This is a genomic window from Flavobacterium sp. LM5, assembly GCF_002017945.1.
GTDB classification, from domain to species: Bacteria; Bacteroidota; Bacteroidia; order Flavobacteriales; family Flavobacteriaceae; genus Flavobacterium; species Flavobacterium succinicans.
This window is the reverse complement of record NZ_MUFX01000003.1, coordinates 132,493-150,998: the sequence shown is the minus strand read 5'-3', so window position 1 is coordinate 150,998 and position 18,506 is coordinate 132,493. Positions and strand designations below refer to the sequence as shown.

At 36.1% G+C, this 18,506-nt stretch carries 15 protein-coding genes and 1 pseudogene; 9 read left to right on the top strand and 7 right to left on the bottom strand.

Annotation, left to right across the window (positions count from 1 at the left end; all coding sequences use genetic code 11):
- Positions 1 to 23 precede the first annotated feature (23 nt).
- The 4 genes from BXU11_RS11330 (at position 24) to BXU11_RS11315 (ending at position 3,861) form a co-directional block, all read left to right on the top strand.
- Positions 24 to 437 carry a hypothetical protein gene (locus BXU11_RS11330; protein ID WP_078212614.1) on the top strand — a complete coding sequence of 138 codons (414 nt, stop codon included), beginning with the start codon at positions 24 to 26 and terminating at the stop codon, positions 435 to 437.
- A gap of 230 nt (positions 438 to 667) precedes the next feature.
- Complete coding sequence (locus tag BXU11_RS11325) at positions 668 to 2,677, top strand: TonB-dependent siderophore receptor (protein ID WP_078212613.1); 2,010 nt, start codon at positions 668 to 670, stop codon at positions 2,675 to 2,677.
- A gap of 25 nt (positions 2,678 to 2,702) precedes the next feature.
- The gene (locus tag BXU11_RS11320; protein WP_078212612.1) at positions 2,703 to 3,047 is read left to right on the top strand and encodes a heavy-metal-associated domain-containing protein; all 345 of its coding nucleotides are present in this window, start codon (positions 2,703 to 2,705) and stop codon (positions 3,045 to 3,047) included.
- Between the two features lie 142 nt (positions 3,048 to 3,189).
- Positions 3,190 to 3,861 carry a DedA family protein gene (locus BXU11_RS11315; protein ID WP_024982281.1) on the top strand — a complete coding sequence of 224 codons (672 nt, stop codon included), beginning with the start codon at positions 3,190 to 3,192 and terminating at the stop codon, positions 3,859 to 3,861.
- A 125-nt stretch (positions 3,862 to 3,986) separates the two neighbouring features.
- On the opposite strand, the gene groL is transcribed toward BXU11_RS11315, so the two are convergent.
- From groL to miaB, 7 genes are all read right to left on the bottom strand, one after another.
- On the bottom strand, positions 3,987 to 5,618 hold the full coding sequence (gene groL, locus BXU11_RS11310) for a chaperonin GroEL (protein WP_078212611.1): 1,632 nt from the start codon (positions 5,616 to 5,618) through the stop codon (positions 3,987 to 3,989).
- A gap of 71 nt (positions 5,619 to 5,689) precedes the next feature.
- Positions 5,690 to 5,965 carry a co-chaperone GroES gene (groES, locus tag BXU11_RS11305; protein ID WP_024982279.1) on the bottom strand — a complete coding sequence of 92 codons (276 nt, stop codon included), beginning with the start codon at positions 5,963 to 5,965 and terminating at the stop codon, positions 5,690 to 5,692.
- A 140-nt stretch (positions 5,966 to 6,105) separates the two neighbouring features.
- Entirely contained in the window at positions 6,106 to 6,444 is a 339-nt protein-coding gene (gene secG, locus BXU11_RS11300) for a preprotein translocase subunit SecG (RefSeq protein WP_024982278.1), read from the bottom strand.
- A gap of 3 nt (positions 6,445 to 6,447) precedes the next feature.
- Positions 6,448 to 7,308: a tetratricopeptide repeat protein gene (locus BXU11_RS11295; protein ID WP_078212610.1), complete on the bottom strand. Its 861-nt coding sequence runs from the start codon at positions 7,306 to 7,308 to the stop codon at positions 6,448 to 6,450.
- A 28-nt stretch (positions 7,309 to 7,336) separates the two neighbouring features.
- The gene (lptE, locus tag BXU11_RS11290; RefSeq protein ID WP_024982276.1) at positions 7,337 to 7,840 is read right to left on the bottom strand and encodes an LPS assembly lipoprotein LptE; all 504 of its coding nucleotides are present in this window, start codon (positions 7,838 to 7,840) and stop codon (positions 7,337 to 7,339) included.
- 70 nt (positions 7,841 to 7,910) lie between these two features.
- Positions 7,911 to 9,164: a sigma 54-interacting transcriptional regulator gene (locus BXU11_RS11285; RefSeq protein WP_078212609.1), complete on the bottom strand. Its 1,254-nt coding sequence runs from the start codon at positions 9,162 to 9,164 to the stop codon at positions 7,911 to 7,913.
- Positions 9,165 to 9,252: 88 nt separating this feature from the next.
- Positions 9,253 to 10,698 (bottom strand): tRNA (N6-isopentenyl adenosine(37)-C2)-methylthiotransferase MiaB, encoded by a 1,446-nt coding sequence (miaB, locus tag BXU11_RS11280; protein WP_078212608.1) that lies wholly within the window; start codon positions 10,696 to 10,698, stop codon positions 9,253 to 9,255.
- Between the two features lie 322 nt (positions 10,699 to 11,020).
- On the opposite strand from miaB, the gene topA reads away from it, so the two are divergent.
- The 5 genes and pseudogenes from topA to gldM all read left to right on the top strand — a co-directional run bounded on the left by topA (position 11,021) and on the right by gldM (position 18,483).
- Positions 11,021 to 13,540 (top strand): type I DNA topoisomerase, encoded by a 2,520-nt coding sequence (topA, locus tag BXU11_RS11275; protein WP_078212607.1) that lies wholly within the window; start codon positions 11,021 to 11,023, stop codon positions 13,538 to 13,540.
- 3 nt (positions 13,541 to 13,543) lie between these two features.
- Positions 13,544 to 14,695, top strand: a complete 1,152-nt coding sequence (locus tag BXU11_RS11270) for a formimidoylglutamase (protein ID WP_078212606.1) — start codon at positions 13,544 to 13,546, stop codon at positions 14,693 to 14,695.
- A 108-nt stretch (positions 14,696 to 14,803) separates the two neighbouring features.
- Positions 14,804 to 16,204: a gliding motility lipoprotein GldK gene (gldK, locus tag BXU11_RS11265; RefSeq protein ID WP_078212605.1), complete on the top strand. Its 1,401-nt coding sequence runs from the start codon at positions 14,804 to 14,806 to the stop codon at positions 16,202 to 16,204.
- Positions 16,205 to 16,250: 46 nt separating this feature from the next.
- Positions 16,251 to 16,895 (top strand): gliding motility protein GldL, encoded by a 645-nt coding sequence (gene gldL, locus BXU11_RS11260; protein WP_024982270.1) that lies wholly within the window; start codon positions 16,251 to 16,253, stop codon positions 16,893 to 16,895.
- Positions 16,896 to 16,945: 50 nt separating this feature from the next.
- Positions 16,946 to 18,483, top strand: a pseudogene (gene gldM, locus BXU11_RS11255) (gliding motility protein GldM).
- Positions 18,484 to 18,506 lie beyond the last annotated feature (23 nt).

Genomic DNA, 18,506 nt, shown 5'->3' with positions numbered 1-18,506 from the left:
GTACTAATCTGTAATTTTGCGGCATGAATGTAAAAAAAATCACTAGTTTATTTTTAGTGCTGTTGTTGTTGATTCCTAATATAGGGATGACAATTAACGTGCATTACTGTGGTGATTCGATTGTATCGATAAGTTTAGATTCGGATTTTTTATCTGTTACTGAGCCTGAAGATTGTTGCGCTATTGCCGACTCGGCGGGAGAGGACACTTGTTGTAAGGACAAATGGGTTCATTTGGATAAAAAAGCCGATGAAGCTACTGTAAAGATAGTTTTATCTAGTTTGTTTTCGCCATTTGTTGGTGTGCCACAACAGACTCAGTTATTTGGTTTTACTACAAAGACCAATTTTAAGAAAGCGGAAAGTACTCCTTTTTATGTGGACGTTCCTGCGCCTCCGCTTTATCAATTGTATCATCAATATATTTTTTACGCCTGATTTTGTTTATTTAATTTTTTTTAAAATTTTATAAACCGTTGTCGTTGTGACGCAATTTTTTTGTTGTGTTATGGTTTTGCGTGAGGGATAGTAGCTAACTACCGAAGTAGTGCGTATAGCCCGACCGCATTGTCACAAGTGGGCGAATAGTACGTTGCTTTGTTGCCCGCTTGTGGCAATGGGGTCACGCCCTAATTGTGTTGGAACGACAGCATAATTCAGAATAAATAATGCAAAATAAAATATGGCTTTTGGCTGCTTTTTTACTGGCGTTGCCGGTTTTTTCTCAAGAAAATCTAGACGAAGTAAAGGTGACTAAGAAGCGCAAAGGATTACAGAAATCCTATACGGTTACCGGAAATACTACATTGGTAACGAGCAAAGAATTGCTAAAGGCGGCTTGTTGTAACTTGGCCGAAAGTTTTGAAACCAATCCGTCTATTGATGTTAATTTTTCGGATGCTTTGACGGGTACGAAACAAATTAAAATGTTGGGGCTTACGAGTCCGTACCTAATGATTACGGAAGAAAATGTGCCTTCGGTTCGTGGTGCTTCGCAGGCGTATGGCTTGTCGTTTACGCCGGGAACGTGGGTGGAAAGTATTCAAATTACTAAAGGTGCCGGAAGTGTGGTGAATGGTTATGAGAGTATTTCGGGGCAAATTAATACCGAATTGATCAAACCGATTAATGATATTCCGTTCTTTTTGAATGCGTATGGTTCTACTGATTCTCGATTTGAGTTGAATACGCATTTTAATACGCAATTGTCTAAAAAATGGAGTAGTAGTTTGTTTTTGCATGCCAATACGCGTGTGTCTGAAATGGATCAGAACAAAGATGGTTTTTTGGATAATCCGTTGGCAAAGCAAATTAATGTGATGAACCGTTACCAGTACTATGATGCTGAAAAGGGGTTGGTGAGTTTTATCAATTTCAGGTACATGAATGATGCCAAGCAATCGGGCGAAGTTGGTTTTGATACTGAGAAAGACAAAGGAACGACTAATAAATGGGGTTCTGAGATCAATACGCAACGATTGGATTTGTCGACAAAAGTAGGCTATGTATTTAAGGATAAGCCTTTTCAGAGTATTGGTTTCCAGAATGCTTTTACGTTGCACGATCAAAACTCATATTATGGGTTGAACGTATATGATATTAAGCAAACTAGTTTTTATTCGAACTTGATTTTCAATTCGATTATCAATAATACCAAGCATAAATTTGCTACAGGAATCAACTTTGCTTATGATAATTATCAAGAGTTTGTGAGCTTGAAGGATTTTGGAAGAGTGGATAATTCTATAGGAGCCTTTTTTGAGTATACGTATGATAATGATGATAATTTTAGTTTGGTTTTGGGCGGAAGAGTGGACAATCACAACAGATTGGGGACTTTTGTAACCCCTCGTTTGCATCTTCGTTACAATCCTTGGGAAAAATCGGTGTTTCGTTTTTCAGCAGGAAGAGGGAAACGTGCGGCCAATGTTTTTGCCGAAAATCAGTCATTGTTTGCCAGTTCTAGAGCGCTTTCTATTTTGGATACGGAGGGGAAAATTTATGGGTTAAACCCTGAAATTGCTTGGAATTATGGCGTGAGTTTTAATCAAAAATTTCAATTGTTTGGTAGAAATGCTGATGCAGGGATAGATTTTTATAGAACTGATTTTCAAAATCAAGTAGTGGTTGATGTGATGCAATCGCCTCAAGAGGTTTTGTTTTATAATTTGAAAGGGAAATCGTATGCTAATAGTTTGCAGGTAGAGTTTAACTATGAGTTGTTTAATCACTTTAATTTGCGTTCGGCCTATAAATATTATGATATTCAAACACAATATTTATCTGGAGTGTATCAACGTCCTTTGCAAGCTAAACATCGTTTGTTTGCGAATCTTGAATATGAAACCCATCGTACAGAAAAAGGAGGACAATGGCGTTTTGATGCTACTTACAATTGGTTAGGTAAGCAACAATTGCCAGTTACTGCCTCGAATCCAGCAGTCGATCGTTTGCCGGAATTTTCGCCAGCTTATAGTTTGGTGAATGCACAAATTACTCGTGTTTTTTCTTCTTCTTTTGAAGTTTATGTGGGAGGAGAGAACATTGGGAATTACAAGCAGCCGACTGCCATTCTTGGAGCCGATGCGCCTTTTGGACCAAATTTTGATGCCTCTATAGTGTATGCGCCAATTTTTGGGCAAATGTATTACGCTGGTTTGCGTTTTAAACTAAAATAACCTTAACTATTAAATCCAAAATAACATGAAAAAACTAGTATTAATTATGGTAATGGCCTTTGTTGGCGTTGTTGCTCAAGCACAAGAAAAGTTGAATAAAAATGCCAAAATTATGATGGAGGTCAACGGAAATTGTGGGATGTGCCAAAAGCGCATTCAAAAAGCAGCTCTTTCAGTAGAAGGAGTAAAGTCTGCTGTTTGGGATATCGAATCGCATCAATTGAGTTTGATTTTGAATGAAGAAAAATGTACACCATTGGCCGTAAAGAAAGCCGTTGCCAAAGTAGGGCATGATACTGATGAGGTGAAGGCTACTAAAGAAGATTATGAAAAATTGCATACTTGTTGTATGTATGAACGTAAAGAATAAAAATTTTGAAGCGCCCAAGACTATCGTTTTGGGTGTTTTCTTTTCAAATCGTTAATAAAATTTTAAAATAAGGGTTTGTTTTGTCGCTTTGTTAAAAAATCCCTAATTTCACCAACTTATAAATCCAAATTTAAGACAGCATATGAATAATTTTGAATGGACCCAATTATTGAATCCTGAGTTTTATATCACTTTAAGTGTGGGTGGCATTCAAATAGGATTGTATGTTGTTCTGTTTATTGTTTTTGCAGAGACGGGTCTTTTTGCCGGTTTCTTCCTGCCTGGTGATAGTTTGTTGTTCTTATCGGGAATATACAGCCGCGATCTTGTAGAGAGTTTGTTTGTTGTTGAAAGTGATTTTGTTAATGTTACTTTTTTAGCTACCATGGTAGCTATTGCAGGTATTTTGGGAAATATGGTAGGCTATTGGTTTGGTGCCAAAAGTGGGTACTATTTGTTTAAAAAAGAAGACACCTTTTGGTTCAAGAAGAAATACTTATTACAATCCAAAGACTTTTTTGAAAAGTACGGTGGAAAAGCGATTATTTATGCGAGATTTTTGCCTATTTTTAGAACTTTTGCGCCCATTGTAGCAGGAATTGTATCAATGGATAAAAAGAAATTTATGTTCTTTAATATTTTGAGTTCTTTTATGTGGGCCTTTGTATTGATTTTTGCAGGGCATTATTTATATGGTGTGTTTTTGAAATACGGTATCGATCTTAAGAAACACATTGAGTTTATTGTGATAGGAATTATTCTTATTTCCACGTTTCCAGTATTTATGAAAATGTTGAAAAAGCGACCAGAATAATTTAGTTCATAGTAATTAGTCCTTAGTTTTTTATACAAACAAAAAATCCGAAGCTTTTAAACTTCGGATTTTTTTATGGTTTCCAAATTGGAGTTTGGAATTTTTGTATTGGGAATTAATGTTTATTACATCATTCCTGGCATACCGCCTCCCATTGGCATTCCACCTCCGGCATTTTCTTCTTTAATATCAATCAAAGCACATTCAGTAGTAAGGATCATTCCTGCAACTGATGCTGCATTTTCTAAAGCTACACGAGTTACTTTTTTAGGATCAATAATTCCAGCGGCAAGCATGTCAACATATTCGTCAGTTTTAGCATTGTAACCAAAATCTCCTGTACCTTCAGCTACTTTGGCTACTACAACAGAACCTTCTAATCCAGCGTTTTCTACGATAGTTCTCAATGGAGCCTCTACTGCGCGAGATACGATTTGGATACCAGTAGCTTCATCAGCGTTGTCTGCTTTTAATGTGCTTAATACATTTTTAGCTCTTAATAAAGCAACACCACCACCAGCTACAATACCTTCTTCTACAGCAGCGCGAGTAGCGTGTAAAGCATCGTCAACTCTGTCTTTTTTCTCTTTCATTTCTACTTCAGAAGCAGCACCTACATAAAGAACAGCAACACCGCCAGCTAGTTTAGCCAAACGCTCTTGTAATTTTTCTTTATCGTAGTCAGACGTAGTAGCTTCCATTTGACCTTTGATTTGGTTCACACGATTTTTAATCATATCGGCTTCACCAGCACCACTCACAATAGTTGTGTTGTCTTTATCGATTGCTACTCTTTTCGCAGTTCCTAACATTTCGATAGTGGTGTTTTCTAAAGTGTAGCCTCTTTCTTCAGAGATTACAGTTCCTCCTGTTAAGATTGCGATGTCTTCTAACATTGCTTTTCTTCTATCGCCAAAACCTGGTGCTTTTACAGCAGCAATTTTCAAGGCACCACGTAATTTATTTACCACCAAAGTAGATAAAGCTTCTCCGTCTACATCTTCTGCAATAATTAATAATGGTTTTCCTGATTGTGCTACAGGCTCTAAAACTGGCAATAATTCTTTTAATGAAGAAACTTTTTTGTCATACAAAAGAATGTATGGATTCTCTAATTCAGCTTCCATTTTCTCTGGATTCGTTACGAAGTAAGGAGATAAATAGCCTCTGTCGAATTGCATTCCTTCAACTACATCTACAAAGGTTTCGGTTCCTTTAGCTTCCTCAACAGTGATTACACCTTCTTTTCCAACTTTTGCGAAAGCAGTAGCGATTAATTCACCAATTACTTCGTCATTGTTGGCAGAAATAGAAGCAATTTGTTTGATTTTTTCAGAATCACTTCCTACTACTTTAGCTTGTTTGGTTAAGTCGGCAACAATAGCTTCTACCGCTTTGTCGATTCCTCTTTTTAAATCCATTGGATTGGCTCCAGCTGCTACGTTTTTTAAACCTTCTTTTACGATGGCTTGCGCTAAAACAGTTGCAGTTGTAGTACCATCTCCCGCTAAGTCGTTGGTTTTTGAAGCTACTTCTTTTACCATTTGAGCTCCCATGTTTTCTAATGGGTCTTTCAATTCGATTTCTTTAGCTACCGTTACACCGTCTTTCGTTACATTTGGTCCTCCAAAAGCTTTTCCAATAATAACATTTCGTCCTTTTGGTCCAAGTGTTACTTTTACCGCATTAGCTAATGCGTCTACCCCACGTTTTAAACCGTCACGTGCTTCAATATCAAATTTAATATCTTTTGCCATTTTTTTTATTTTTTTAGAATAATTAATAAATTGAAGGGACAAGTCGCGACTTGTCCGTACTGTTTAATTTTTTAGATAATTGCAAGAATATCATCCTCGCGCATAATCAAATAATCGGTTCCTTCTAATTTTAATTCTGTACCCGCATATTTACCATAAAGTACGGTATCGCCTACTTTTACTGTCATTGCGTGGTCTTTGGTTCCGTTACCAACAGCAATTACAGTTCCTTTTTGAGGTTTTTCTTTTGCGGTATCAGGAATAAAAATCCCTGAAGCTGTTTTTGTTTCAGCGGCAACAGGTTCGATAAGAACTCTATCCGATAGGGGTTTAATGTTTAATGCCATGGTTTTAATTTTATTATGAATTAATTATTAATTGTGTTCTTGAATTTCAGAAACTGTGCCAAGTCCAATAAACTGACACTTTTACTTAAAAAAAATGCCAGCTTTGACAGGCTGGCATTTTTATATGATAAGAGTTACTGTTATTTAGTAGCTGGTGCAGCAGGCGTTGCTGGTGCATTTTGAACTGGTGCTGTTTGTGGTGCAGCAGTTTCTGTTTTTTGGATGATTTTAGAATCAGAATCACCCATTGAGCTTGTGAAACTTAAGCTAGAAAGTAAGATTAATGCAATCAAAATCGTTGCTAATGTCCAAGTACTTTTGTCTAAGAAATCAGTTGTTTTTTGAACACCACCCAACATTTGTGATCCTCCAATAGCTGATGATAAACCGCCACCTTTAGGATTTTGAACCATGATTACTACGATTAGTAAAAAACAAACTATAGTTATTAAAACTAAAAAAATTGAAAATGTGCTCATTGTTTAATTATTGTTATTTTGTAAAAACTTTATTTCTGTGATATGGTCTGCAAAGAAACTACTTTTTTCTGGATATTTCAAAATTAATATTTCATAGGCTTGAATTGCTTTCTGATATTTTTTTTGTGCTAAGTAGACTTTGGCTAGGGTCTCCGTCATTAAGTGCGTATTGTCTGAAGCGTTGAGTTCAAATTGAGGCGCCGGTGTCGATCCTTGCTTTAAAGGAGCAATTTTAGGGTTGGTTTCTATGAACTTATCAATGATGGCCGCTTTTTTCTTTCGTTCTTCTTCTTCCAAGTTTTCTGCGATGGCTTTGTCTTGGTTGTCTTGGTTTCGATCAATAGGCTTAACTCTTGATAACTGAAGCCATTCTTGAAAAGAATGTTTTTCTCTTGCCGAAAAATCAAAGGGTTTTTCAAGTTCAATAACACTTTCGGATGTAGTAGATATTTCTTTTGAAGGAGTATTTAGAATTGAAGCTTCTTTGATAGAAGTAAGAATCGATAATTCTAAGGCATTTTTTTGTTGCTCTTGAATGTTTTTATGAGGGACTATTTCACAATCGATCACCTCAATATTCATTACAGCACCATTTTTATCTTCATGGTGTTCGTTTTTGATGGTGACAAATTGATCAGCTGTAATAAAGTCAAACAATACGGAGCGATCTGTTGTATGTGCAGCGGTTACCTTTAAAGCATAATTATATTTGAAACTGTTTTGGATGAATAAGCCTTTTAATCGTAATGCTCGTGCACTTTGAAAATAAGGAAAGTCATTCAAAACATTGCCCAAAGCGTCTGTATAAACAGTATTTATCGTTTCGGGTTGGTTGAGCAGAAAAGTATAATCGGTAACATTCATAGGGTTGCAATATAGGAATTTATTTCAATTACCATTTAGCCAATGACTCATTAAATATGTCTTGTGAAATTCGGTCAAAAATTTCTTTGAGTGCGGTATTTAAGGTAGCGCCTGTAAGTTGTTGGTCGGCGGGGTAGTCATAGAAAAACTCAAACGTTTTGTCAAAATTATCGGTTTCTTTGTTTTTGTTGGTAAAATTTACTTTGATTCTTATTTTTAATCGGTTTTGAGCCGCTTTTTGATCGGCGGTTGCGGTCATTGGACTGATTCGGTAATCGGTAATTTCACCATCATATACTAGATCACCACCGTATTTTACTAGGTTTAGATTGGTTTGGTTTTGAATCAAATCTTGCAATTGCAAGGTAAAAGTTCGGTCGATTCCAGGTTCAATCAACTCGGCATTGTTTTGAAAGAAATTGACCTGAAAGGTTTTAGCGTCTATTTTTCCTGATCCTGTGAAGTTGTATACACCACAGCTGTTAAGTAATAGAAGACTTACTACGGCAGATAAATAAAGTATTTTTTTCATATAATATAAAGTGAAAGGTTCACTGTTTTGTATTAGGTACTGTTGTTTTGCTTTGAATTACAATTACTTCTTACAAATCAAATTGTTTGATTTTTCGATACAAAGTGCGTTCTGAAATGCCTAATTCATCGGCGGCGGCTTTTCGCTTTCCTTTGTTTTTTTCTAATGATTTTTTAATCAGCTCGATTTCTTTTTGTTCTAGTTTCAGAATTTCTTCTTCTTCAATGGTTTCGGCAAAAAGATAGTTTTCCTCAGGTTCTTGATAATTGTTGTCGATGTTTTGAGTAGTGATTACGGCTGTTCTTGGCTCTTCTTCATACTCAATTTCGCTATCTGATTTTGAACCATAAATTTTCTGGATCAAATTCTGATTGGTTTCTTGCACTGTTGAGCTACCATTCTGCATTAATTCTAAGGTGAGTTTTTTTAAATCGTGCAAGTCGCTTTTCATATCAAAAAGGACTTTGTATAAAATTTCTCTTTCGGTATTAAAGTCACTATCACCTTTTTTGTCTTTTATTACCGAGGGTAAGTTGCTACTCTCGACAGGTAAATAAGATTGCAAAATGGCAGCATTGATATCGCGATTGGTTTCTAAGACAGAGATTTGTTCTGCTACGTTTCGAAGTTGCCTAATGTTACCGCCCCAGCGGAATTTTTGCAAAACCAAAACGGCATTATCGTCTAGTTTTAACGGAGGCATTTTGTATTTATGCGCAAAGTCGGCTGCAAATTTTCTGAACAATAAATGAATATCGTCTTTGCGATCTCGCAATGGAGGTAGTGTAATGTCTACTGTACTTAAACGGTAGTATAGATCTTCTCTGAATTTTCCTTTTTCTATCGCATCAAATAAATTAACATTGGTGGCGGCCACAATTCTTACGTTGGTTTTTTGAACTTGAGAGGAACCTACTTTTAGAAATTCACCATTTTCAAGAATACGCAGTAAACGAACTTGAGTAGTCAAAGGCAATTCGCCTACTTCATCAAGAAATATGGTTCCGCCATCGGCTACTTCAAAATAGCCTTCACGAGTATTGGTGGCGCCTGTAAAAGCTCCTTTTTCGTGACCAAAAAGTTCACTGTCAATAGTTCCTTCAGGGATAGCACCGCAGTTTACGGCAATGTATTTTCCGTGTTTTCGATGTGAAAGAGAATGAATGATTTTAGGTATGTTTTCTTTACCTACACCACTTTCTCCAGAAACCAAAACGGAAATATCTGTTGGAGCCACTTGGATGGCCTTCTCGATGGCACGATTGAGCTTGGGATCATTCCCGATAATTTCAAATCGTTGTTTTATTGCTTGAACTGTTTCCATATTGTTTTGTTTAAAGGTTTAAGTGTTTAATGGTTTCGAGTTGTTTTTTGGGACGACTTTAAACCATTTTAAACTATTAAACTTTTTCTTAATTCATCTCGCTAAGCCCAATTGCTTTACCGATAAGTGTAGCGCTAGTGGTGCGTTCAACTAGCACGTTTACAAAATCACCAATTTTATAATTTTCTTTCGGAAAAACAACTGTAATGCTTTGTGAATTTCTTCCGGAGAATTCGTTAGGTGATTTTTTGGACACTTTCTCTACTAAAACTTCTACGGTTTGTCCTATATATTGTTCAGTTCTAAAGCGAGCATGTACTTGTTGTAAGTCTACAATTTCTTGTAATCTTCTGGCTTTGGTGTCTTCGGGAACATCATCTTCCATTTTTCTTCCTGCCAAAGTTCCAGGTCGTTCGGAATAGCTGTACATGTAGCCAAAGCTATATTTCACGTATTCCATTAAGCTTAACGTATCTTGATGGTCTTGCTCGGTTTCTGTAGGGAAGCCCGCAATCATGTCTTGAGAAATGGCGCAATTTGGAATGATAGCATTAATCTTGTCAATCAATGTCATGTATTCTTCACGGGTATGCAAGCGATTCATTTCTTTTAGAATTCGGTTGCTTCCGGATTGAACAGGCAAATGAATATGTTTACAAATATTTGAATATTTGGCCACTACATGCAAAATACTTTCGTGCATGTCTTGAGGATTAGAGGTTGAGAAACGAATTCTCATTTTCGGAAATCCTACGGCTACCATTTCTAATAAATGATCAAAATCCACGGCAGTGGCTTTTTGCATTTCGGAGGCGTTTACAAAATCTTTTTTCAAGCCGCCACCGTACCATAAATAACTATCGACATTCTGGCCTAAAAGGGTTACTTCTTTATAGCCGTGATTCCATAAATCTTGAATCTCTTTCAGAATGCTTTGAGGATCACGACTGCGTTCGCGTCCGCGAGTAAATGGCACAACACAAAACGTACACATATTGTCGCAACCTCTTGTAATGGACACCAAAGCACTCACACCGTTGGTCATTAAACGAACTGGTGATATATCGCCATAGGTTTCTTCTTTGGAAAGAATCACATTAATAGCATCTCGGCCTTCTTCGACTTCGTTCAATAAATTTGGTAAGTCTTTGTAGGCGTCTGGACCAACTACTAAGTCTACTATTTTTTCTTCTTCTAAAAATTGACTTTTTAAACGTTCGGCCATACAGCCCAAAACGCCTACTTTCATTTTAGGGTTGATGCGTTTTACAGCATTGTATTTCTCCAAGCGTTTGCGGATGGTTTGCTCGGCCTTGTCTCTAATTGAGCAAGTATTCACTAGCACCAAGTCGGCTTCTTCTAATTTTTGAGTCGTATTGTAACCATTACTTGATAAAATAGAAGCTACTACCTCGCTGTCTGAAAAATTCATTGCGCAACCGTAACTTTCTATAAAGAGTTTTTTGGTGTTCTCGGGTTTGTTTTCTAAAACGAGACTTTCGCCTTGTTTGCTTTCTTCAATAATCTTTTCCATGGGTGTTTTAAAAGCGCAAAGATAATAGATTTTTATCGAATATGACAAGATGGCAGATGTGGAATTATCAATAACATTCGTTTTTTTAAGTAGCTCAGTATTTTTTTTGAAGTTGGATGAAAAATTATCACATTCTTTATCTAACTCCTTTTTGATAAAATAATTGGTAGAAAAATACTAATCTTATTTCTATTGATTGAATAAATACATGGATTGCGCATGAATGTCTGTCTTTGTTTAACGGCTAATTTTGACTTTTAAAATGATAAAAAGGTGAAATTTAAAAAAATCCTATACTTTTGCCGACATAAACAAATGGAATATGGCAAAGAATTTAGTAATAGTGGAGTCACCTGCAAAGGCCAAAACAATCGAAAAATTTCTAGGAAGTGAGTTTCAAGTAGAATCAAGTTATGGTCATATAGCCGACTTACCTTCTAAAGAAATTGGGGTAGATGTGGAGAATGGATTTAAACCTAAGTATGAAGTTTCAGCCGATAAAAAGGCTTTGGTGAGTAAACTAAGAACACTTTCTAAAAATGCCGAAATGGTTTGGTTAGCAAGTGATGAGGACCGCGAGGGAGAAGCTATTTCTTGGCATTTAGCAGAGGAATTGAAATTAGATGCAAAAAAAACCAAACGTATCGTTTTTCACGAAATTACCAAAAATGCGATTCTTAAAGCTATAGATAATCCTCGAGAAATTGATTATAATTTAGTCAATGCACAACAAGCCCGTCGTGTATTAGACCGATTAGTAGGATATGAATTGTCGCCAGTACTTTGGAGAAAAATCAAAGGAGGGCTTTCTGCTGGACGTGTACAGTCAGTGTCGGTTCGTTTGATTGTGGAGCGTGAGCGAGAAATACAAAATTTTGCTGCCGTAGCAAGTTACTCAGTTGCTGCTGAGTTTACCAACGAAGCAGGGAAAACGGTGAAAGCCAAACTACCTAAAAATTTTGTTACCAAACAAGAAGCTGAAGATTTTTTAAATCAAAATGCTAGTTCATTATATAAGGTAGCTGATTTAGAAACGAAACCAACTAAAAAATCACCTACTGCGCCTTTTACCACTTCAACGTTGCAACAAGAAGCAGCTCGTAAATTGTATTTGCCAGTTGGTATTACCATGCAGCTAGCGCAACGTTTGTACGAAGCGGGATTGATTACTTATATGAGAACCGATAGCGTGAATTTGTCAAAAGAAGCTATGGCGGCTGCGGAGGCCGAAATTATAAAATCATACGGGAAAGAATTTTCCAAACCTAGAACTTTTGCCAATAAGAGTAAAGGAGCTCAAGAAGCTCACGAGGCGATTCGTCCAACAGACATGTCTTTGCATACTGTAAATGTAGATCGAGATCAAGCACGTTTGTACGATTTGATTTGGAAAAGAACTTTGGCTTCTCAAATGAGTGATGCCGAACTAGAGCGTACCAATGTAAAAATTGAGGCTAATAATCATGCTGAGGTTTTTGTGGCTTCGGGAGAAGTGTTGCTTTTTGAAGGTTTTCTTAAAGTTTATTTAGAAGGACATGATGATGATGAGGAAGAGCAAGAAGGGATGTTGCCTGCTTTGAAGGTAAATGAGCCACTAGCGAATTCATTTATTACAGCAACAGAGCGTTATTCTAGACCAGCAGCTCGTTATACCGAGGCTTCTTTGGTTAAAAAATTAGAGGAACTAGGTATCGGTCGTCCTTCTACCTATGCGCCAACTATTTCTACTATTATTAACAGAAATTATGTGGAGAAAGGAACACTTGAAGGTCAAGAGCGCAAGTATACACAGCTGACTTTGCAATCAGGCAAAATTGCTGAAAAACTTTTAAAGGAAAATTCGGGTTCAGATAAAGGGAAATTGGTGCCAACCGACATCGGAACAATCGTTACTGATTTCTTGGTAAAGAATTTTGGTTCCATATTAGATTATCATTTTACGGCAAAAGTTGAACAGGATTTTGATGAAATTGCTGAAGGAAATATCGAATGGGCTCAAATGATGAAGGAGTTCTACGATAAATTTCATCCCAATGTGAAAGATGTTGAAGCCAACGCTGATCGTGAAAGTGGAGAGCGGATTTTAGGAACAGATCCTGCTACCGGAAAACCTGTTTCGGTTCGTTTAGGTAAGTTTGGTCCGATGGCGCAAATAGGCGATGCAGAAGATGAAGAAAAGAAGTTTGCGAGTTTGCGCAATGAACAGAATATTGGTAATATCACTTTAGAAGAAGCACTAAATTTATTTTTATTGCCAAAGAATTTAGGTGTATATAAAGGAGAAGAAGTAGAGGTGAGTAATGGTCGTTTTGGTCCTTATGTTCGCCACGGAGCAGCTTTTATTTCTTTGCCAAGAGGTGAAGATCCCTTGGATGTTTCGTTAGAGCGAGCTCAAGAATTAATTGATGAGAAAGCATTAGCCGATGCACCAATTGCTGTGTATAAAGGGGAAAGTGTTCAAAAGGGAACCGGACGATTTGGTCCTTTTATCAAATGGAATGGTATTTTTATCAATGTTTCGAAAAAATTTGATTTTGATAATTTGTCACAAGCGGATATTGAATTTTTGATTGAGGATAAAATTCAAAAGAATATAGATAAAGTTATTCATAATTGGGAAGATGAGGGGATTTTGGTCGAAAAAGCCCGTTGGGGACGTTCGGTGATTACTAAAGGAAAGATTAAAATTGAATTGAGTAAAGATGTAGATGCTTCGAAACTGACCTTAGCTGAAGTGCAAGAAATGATTGCAAAGAAGACGCCAGCAAAAAAAACAGCTGCTAAAAAACCTGCGGTTAAAAAAACGACCACTGCTAAGAAAACTGTAGCTAAAAAAAAGTAAGCCATGGAGTTTGATTTCCTTACCCCCATAAATAGTGAAACGCTTGATTTTAAGCATACGTTGTCTTTGCATCAAATCGGAGGGACTCTTTTAGTGCATACTGATGATTCCTTTCCGGATTTAAACGAAGTTAAGATTGCTTTGATCGGCGTACTTGAAAACCGAGGCGATACAATACATTTCTCTAGAGTGGATCTGCAAGCCTTTCGTCAATCCGTATATCAATTGTATAATGGAAATTGGAATATGGGTATAGCGGATTTAGGTGATATATTGCCTGGAAATGCTGCTTCAGATACTTATTTTGCTTTAAAAAAAGTGACTTCAAGTTTGATAAAAAAAGGAATTGTGCCTATAGTTATTGGTGGTTCTCAGGATTTAACGTACGCCTTGTATCGGGCTTATGACGATTTAGAGCAAATGGTGAATTTAGTAGCCATTGATAATAAATTTGATTTTGGTAAAGAAACAGATGGATTATCTAATGATTCTTATTTGACTAAAATGGTGATTGATGCGCCAAATAATTTATTTAACTATTGTAATATTGGCTATCAAACCTATTATAATTCACAAGAAGAAATCGATATTATAGAAAAACTTTTTTTTGACGCTTATCGATTGGGAGAAATCTCCAACAATATTGCCTTAGCAGAACCCGTATTTAGAGATGCTGATGTAGTAAGTTTGGATTTAACATCTGTTAAGTCATCAGATTCAGGAAATTTTAATACTTTTTCTCCTAATGGTTTTACTGGGAAAGAGATTTGTGCTTTGTCCCGATATGCTGGAATAAGTGATAAGGTTTCCATGTTTGGTATTTTTAATCATACCAATACCGTAAATGAATCAGTCCTGATGGCTCAAATTGTTTGGTATTTTATAGAAGGCTTTCAATATCGCTCAGGAGAATATCCTTTTGGTACAAAAGATAATTATCTCAAGTATATAGTGCCATTAGAAGACGAAGAGTTGGTTTTTTATAAGAGTAATAAAACGGATCGTTGGTGGATTGAAATTCCTTTTTTATCGCATGGTAACAATAAACTAAAAAGAAATACGTTGTTACCCTGTTCTTATGAAGAATACTTGCAGGCTTGCAATCAAGAATTGCCTGAAAGATGGTGGAAAGCACAAAGAAAAAACAGTGTTTAAAACTTAATTAAAATTTTAAGTATTTGTTAGTAGTAAAAATTGTTTATTTAAAAAATATTAAATAGGTTTACGGCCTTAATTAATTGAATAGTTAACCCCCAAATTTATATGAAGAAAATCATTGTTTTTACGGCTTTATTAACTCTGTTGATCGGCTGTGGTAAATCAAGCGATAAAGGAGAATTAGTAGGCGTTAAAGGCGGCAAGTGGCACCCAGAGAAACCGTATGGAATGACATTAGTTCCTGGGGGGTCTTTTATTATGGGTAAATCAGATAATGATATAGCTGCTGTTGATGATGCGCCAACAAAAACCGTTACCGTGCGTTCCTTTTACATGGATGAAACCGAAATTACGAATAGCGAATACCGTTCTTTTGTAGAATGGGTGAAAGATTCTACTATTAGAGTTCGATTAGCAATTCTAGCTGATATGAATGGCCAGAAACCTACAGATGGCCAAGGTAAGAAAGCTGGTAGTATTGCTGATTTTGCTTTCAATGACGCAGATCCAGCAAAAATGACCGCTTATGATAAATATATGTACGATAATTATTACAGTGTTGGTACAGACAAAGATCCTTATGCAGCCAGAAAATTAAATCGTAAAGTAAAATTAATCAAGGAAACTAAAAAATATCCTGATGAGTTTTATGCAGAGGTAATGGATTCCATGTATTTGCCAATAGACCAATCCTACAACGGTCTTAGAACAATTGATGTAAATAAATTGAAGTATAAATATACTTGGATGGACATACAAGCAGCTGCAAAAGCTAAAAATGGTTCTAGAAAAGATTTTATTAGAACAGAAGAAATTAATGTGTATCCAGATACTACAGTTTGGATCAAAGATTACGCATATTCTTATAATGAGCCTATGCACAATGATTATTTTTGGCACAAAGCGTATGGCGAATATCCAGTAGTGGGAGTGAAGTGGACGCAAGCTAAAGCATTTTGTGCTTGGAGAACACAAAACAAAAACACCTACATTAAATCCAAACAAAAAGGACGTGATTTAGTAAACTCTTTCCGTTTACCTACTGAAGCGGAATGGGAATATTCTGCTAGAGGTGGTTTAGAATCTGCTACTTACCCTTGGGGAGGTCCATACACCAAAAATGATAGAGGATGTTTCTTGGCTAATTTTAAACCAAGCCGTGGTGATTATGCAGCAGACAATGCCTTATATACTGTTGAAGCAAAATCATATGAACCAAACGGATATAACCTATATAATATGTCTGGTAACGTAGCAGAATGGACTAATGATGCTTATGATCCAAACGGATTTGAATATGTTTCTACAATGAATCCAAACGTTTCAGACGCTTCTAATAAGCGAAAAGTAGTTCGTGGAGGATCTTGGAAAGATGTTGCGTACTTCTTGCAAGTGAGTACTAGAGATTTTGAATATGCTGATTCAGCTAGAAGTTTTATCGGATTTAGAACTGTTCAAGATTACATGGGAACTCAAGCAACAGGATCTAAAGGAAAAAGAAAATAAAAACCCAATCTAAATATTTTAAATTAACCTAAAAAAGTAAATTATTATGGCATTATTAAGCAAAAAAACAATGAATTTCGCTTACGGTATGGGAGCGGCAGTAGTAATTATCGGAGCATTATTCAAAATTACGCACTTTGAATTAGGACCATTAACTGGAACTTTGATGTTGTCAATCGGTCTTTTAGTTGAAGCGGCTATTTTTGCTTTATCTGCGTTTGAACCAGTAGAAGACGAATTGGATTGGACTTTAGTTTATCCAGAATTGGCTAACGGTCAAGCAAAGGCTCAAGTTAAAAAAGAAGAAAAAGTTGATGCTCAAGGAATTTTATCTCAAAAATTAGATGCCATGTTGAAAGAGGCTAAAATCGACTCTGAATTGATGGCTAGTTTAGGTACAAGTATCAAAAACTTTGAAGGAGCTGCAAAAGCAATTTCTCCAACAGTTGATTCTATTGCATCTACTAAAAAATACAGCGATGAGTTGACAATGGCAGCTTCTCAAATGGAGTCTTTAAATAGTTTATATAAAGTTCAATTAGAAAGCGCTTCAAGAAATGCTGAGGCGAACAAAGAAATCGCAGAAAACGCTAGTAAATTGAAAGAGCAAATGGCTTCAATGACTGCGAATATCGCTTCATTAAACAATGTTTATGGAGGTATGCTTTCTGCAATGAACAACAAAGGATAATTAGTTTTACACTAAAATTATTATTTATTAAACTAATTATTTAAGAAAAAATGGCAGGAGGAAAATTAACCCCTAGACAGAAGATGATTAACCTGATGTATCTGGTTTTCATCGCGATGTTAGCAATGAATATGTCCAAAGAAGTATTGTCTGCTTTTGGATTGATGAATGAAAAATTTGAAAGTGCAAATGCTGCTTCTACTCAAAATAACCAAGCCCTTTTGATGTCCTTAGATACAAAAGCAGCCGAAGCAAAAGGTAATTTTATTGCTGCTGCAGCTACTGCACACAAAGTAGAAGTTATTACTAAAGAATTTGATGCTTACATAGCTACTTTGAAATCTGATGTTTTAAAAGGTTTTACAGTTGATGCAGAAACTGGTAAATTGCCTTATGAAAATATGGATAAAGGTGATAATATCGACAACTGGTTTGTTGGAGAAGGATATACCAAAAAAGGAGAGGAAATTATTGCTAAAATTGAAAATTATAAAGCTGATATGAAAGCAGCTTTAGGTTCTGATAAAAAATTCGCTTCTATTATTGGTGAAGTACAAGATAAATTTAATATTGGTGAAGTAACGGATAAAGATGGTAACAAGATTAAATATCTTAATTATCACTTTAAAGGTTTTCCAGCGGTAGCTTCTGTAGCTAAGCTTTCTGCTTGGCAAAATGATGTTAAAAAAGCAGAGGCTGATGTGTATAACTCTGCCTTAGGAAAAGCAGCTGTTGAAGCAGCTTCTTATAGTAATTACCAAGCAATTGTTGTATTAGAGAAAAATGCTTATTTTCAAGGAGAAAATGTTAAAGGTAAGGTGGTTTTAGGTCGTTATGATGAAAACACCAAGCCAACTTCTTTTCAAGGTCCAGGTCGTTTAGAAAATGGTCAAGCTGTTATTTCATTGACTGCTGGTGGTGTAGGAGAGCAAAACATTAACGGTCAGTTTTCTTTCTTAGAAGATGGCAAAACAATTCCTTTAAAATTCGCAGGTAAATATGTTGTGGTTCCTAGACCAAATTCTGCGACAATATCTGCTGATAAAATGAATGTTGTATACCGTGGTGTTGTGAATCCTATGTCTATTTCATTCGCTGGTATTTCTGATAAAGACGTTGTGGCTACTGCTCCTGGTTTGACAAAAGTAGGAAATGGTAAATACAACATGAGTCCAGGATCAGGTTCTGAAGTTGTAATTAATGTTTCTGGGAAAATGTCAGATGGTAAAGTAGCTTCTGATAAAAGAGTATATAGAATTAAAGGTATTCCTGGGCCATCTGGAACAATTAGAGGCGAAATGGGTGTTGTTAAAGGGCCTAAGTCTAACTTGCAAGTAGCTACAATCGGTGCGAAATTGGTTGATTTTGATTTCGCGGTTGGTTTAGATTTGTAGGTTTTAACTTTAAAATTGCAGGTCAACCTACTGTACAGGTTTCTGGAAACCGTTTAAATGCTCAATGTGTTTCTGCATTGTCCAAAGCAGGAAGAGGAGATCAGGTAACTATTTCTGAAATTAAAACTAAATTAGTAGGAGCAGGTAGTTATTTGTTACCTAGAACTGCTCCAGTAATTTTTGAAATACAATAATTGTATTCTATAAATTGCTTAAT

Coding starts and splice junctions, on each gene's coding strand:
- BXU11_RS11325 (WP_078212613.1), top strand. CDS start 668: ATGCAAAATAAAATATGGCTTTTGGCTGCTTTTTTACTGGCGTTGCCG.
- groES (WP_024982279.1), bottom strand. CDS start 5,965: ATGGCATTAAACATTAAACCCCTATCGGATAGAGTTCTTATCGAACCT.
- groL (WP_078212611.1), bottom strand. CDS start 5,618: ATGGCAAAAGATATTAAATTTGATATTGAAGCACGTGACGGTTTAAAA.
- BXU11_RS11285 (WP_078212609.1), bottom strand. CDS start 9,164: ATGGAAACAGTTCAAGCAATAAAACAACGATTTGAAATTATCGGGAAT.
- gldK (WP_078212605.1), top strand. CDS start 14,804: ATGAAGAAAATCATTGTTTTTACGGCTTTATTAACTCTGTTGATCGGC.
- lptE (WP_024982276.1), bottom strand. CDS start 7,840: ATGAAAAAAATACTTTATTTATCTGCCGTAGTAAGTCTTCTATTACTT.
- miaB (WP_078212608.1), bottom strand. CDS start 10,698: ATGGAAAAGATTATTGAAGAAAGCAAACAAGGCGAAAGTCTCGTTTTA.
- BXU11_RS11320 (WP_078212612.1), top strand. CDS start 2,703: ATGAAAAAACTAGTATTAATTATGGTAATGGCCTTTGTTGGCGTTGTT.
- BXU11_RS11295 (WP_078212610.1), bottom strand. CDS start 7,308: ATGAATGTTACCGATTATACTTTTCTGCTCAACCAACCCGAAACGATA.
- secG (WP_024982278.1), bottom strand. CDS start 6,444: ATGAGCACATTTTCAATTTTTTTAGTTTTAATAACTATAGTTTGTTTT.
- gldL (WP_024982270.1), top strand. CDS start 16,251: ATGGCATTATTAAGCAAAAAAACAATGAATTTCGCTTACGGTATGGGA.
- BXU11_RS11270 (WP_078212606.1), top strand. CDS start 13,544: ATGGAGTTTGATTTCCTTACCCCCATAAATAGTGAAACGCTTGATTTT.
- BXU11_RS11315 (WP_024982281.1), top strand. CDS start 3,190: ATGAATAATTTTGAATGGACCCAATTATTGAATCCTGAGTTTTATATC.
- topA (WP_078212607.1), top strand. CDS start 11,021: ATGGCAAAGAATTTAGTAATAGTGGAGTCACCTGCAAAGGCCAAAACA.
- BXU11_RS11330 (WP_078212614.1), top strand. CDS start 24: ATGAATGTAAAAAAAATCACTAGTTTATTTTTAGTGCTGTTGTTGTTG.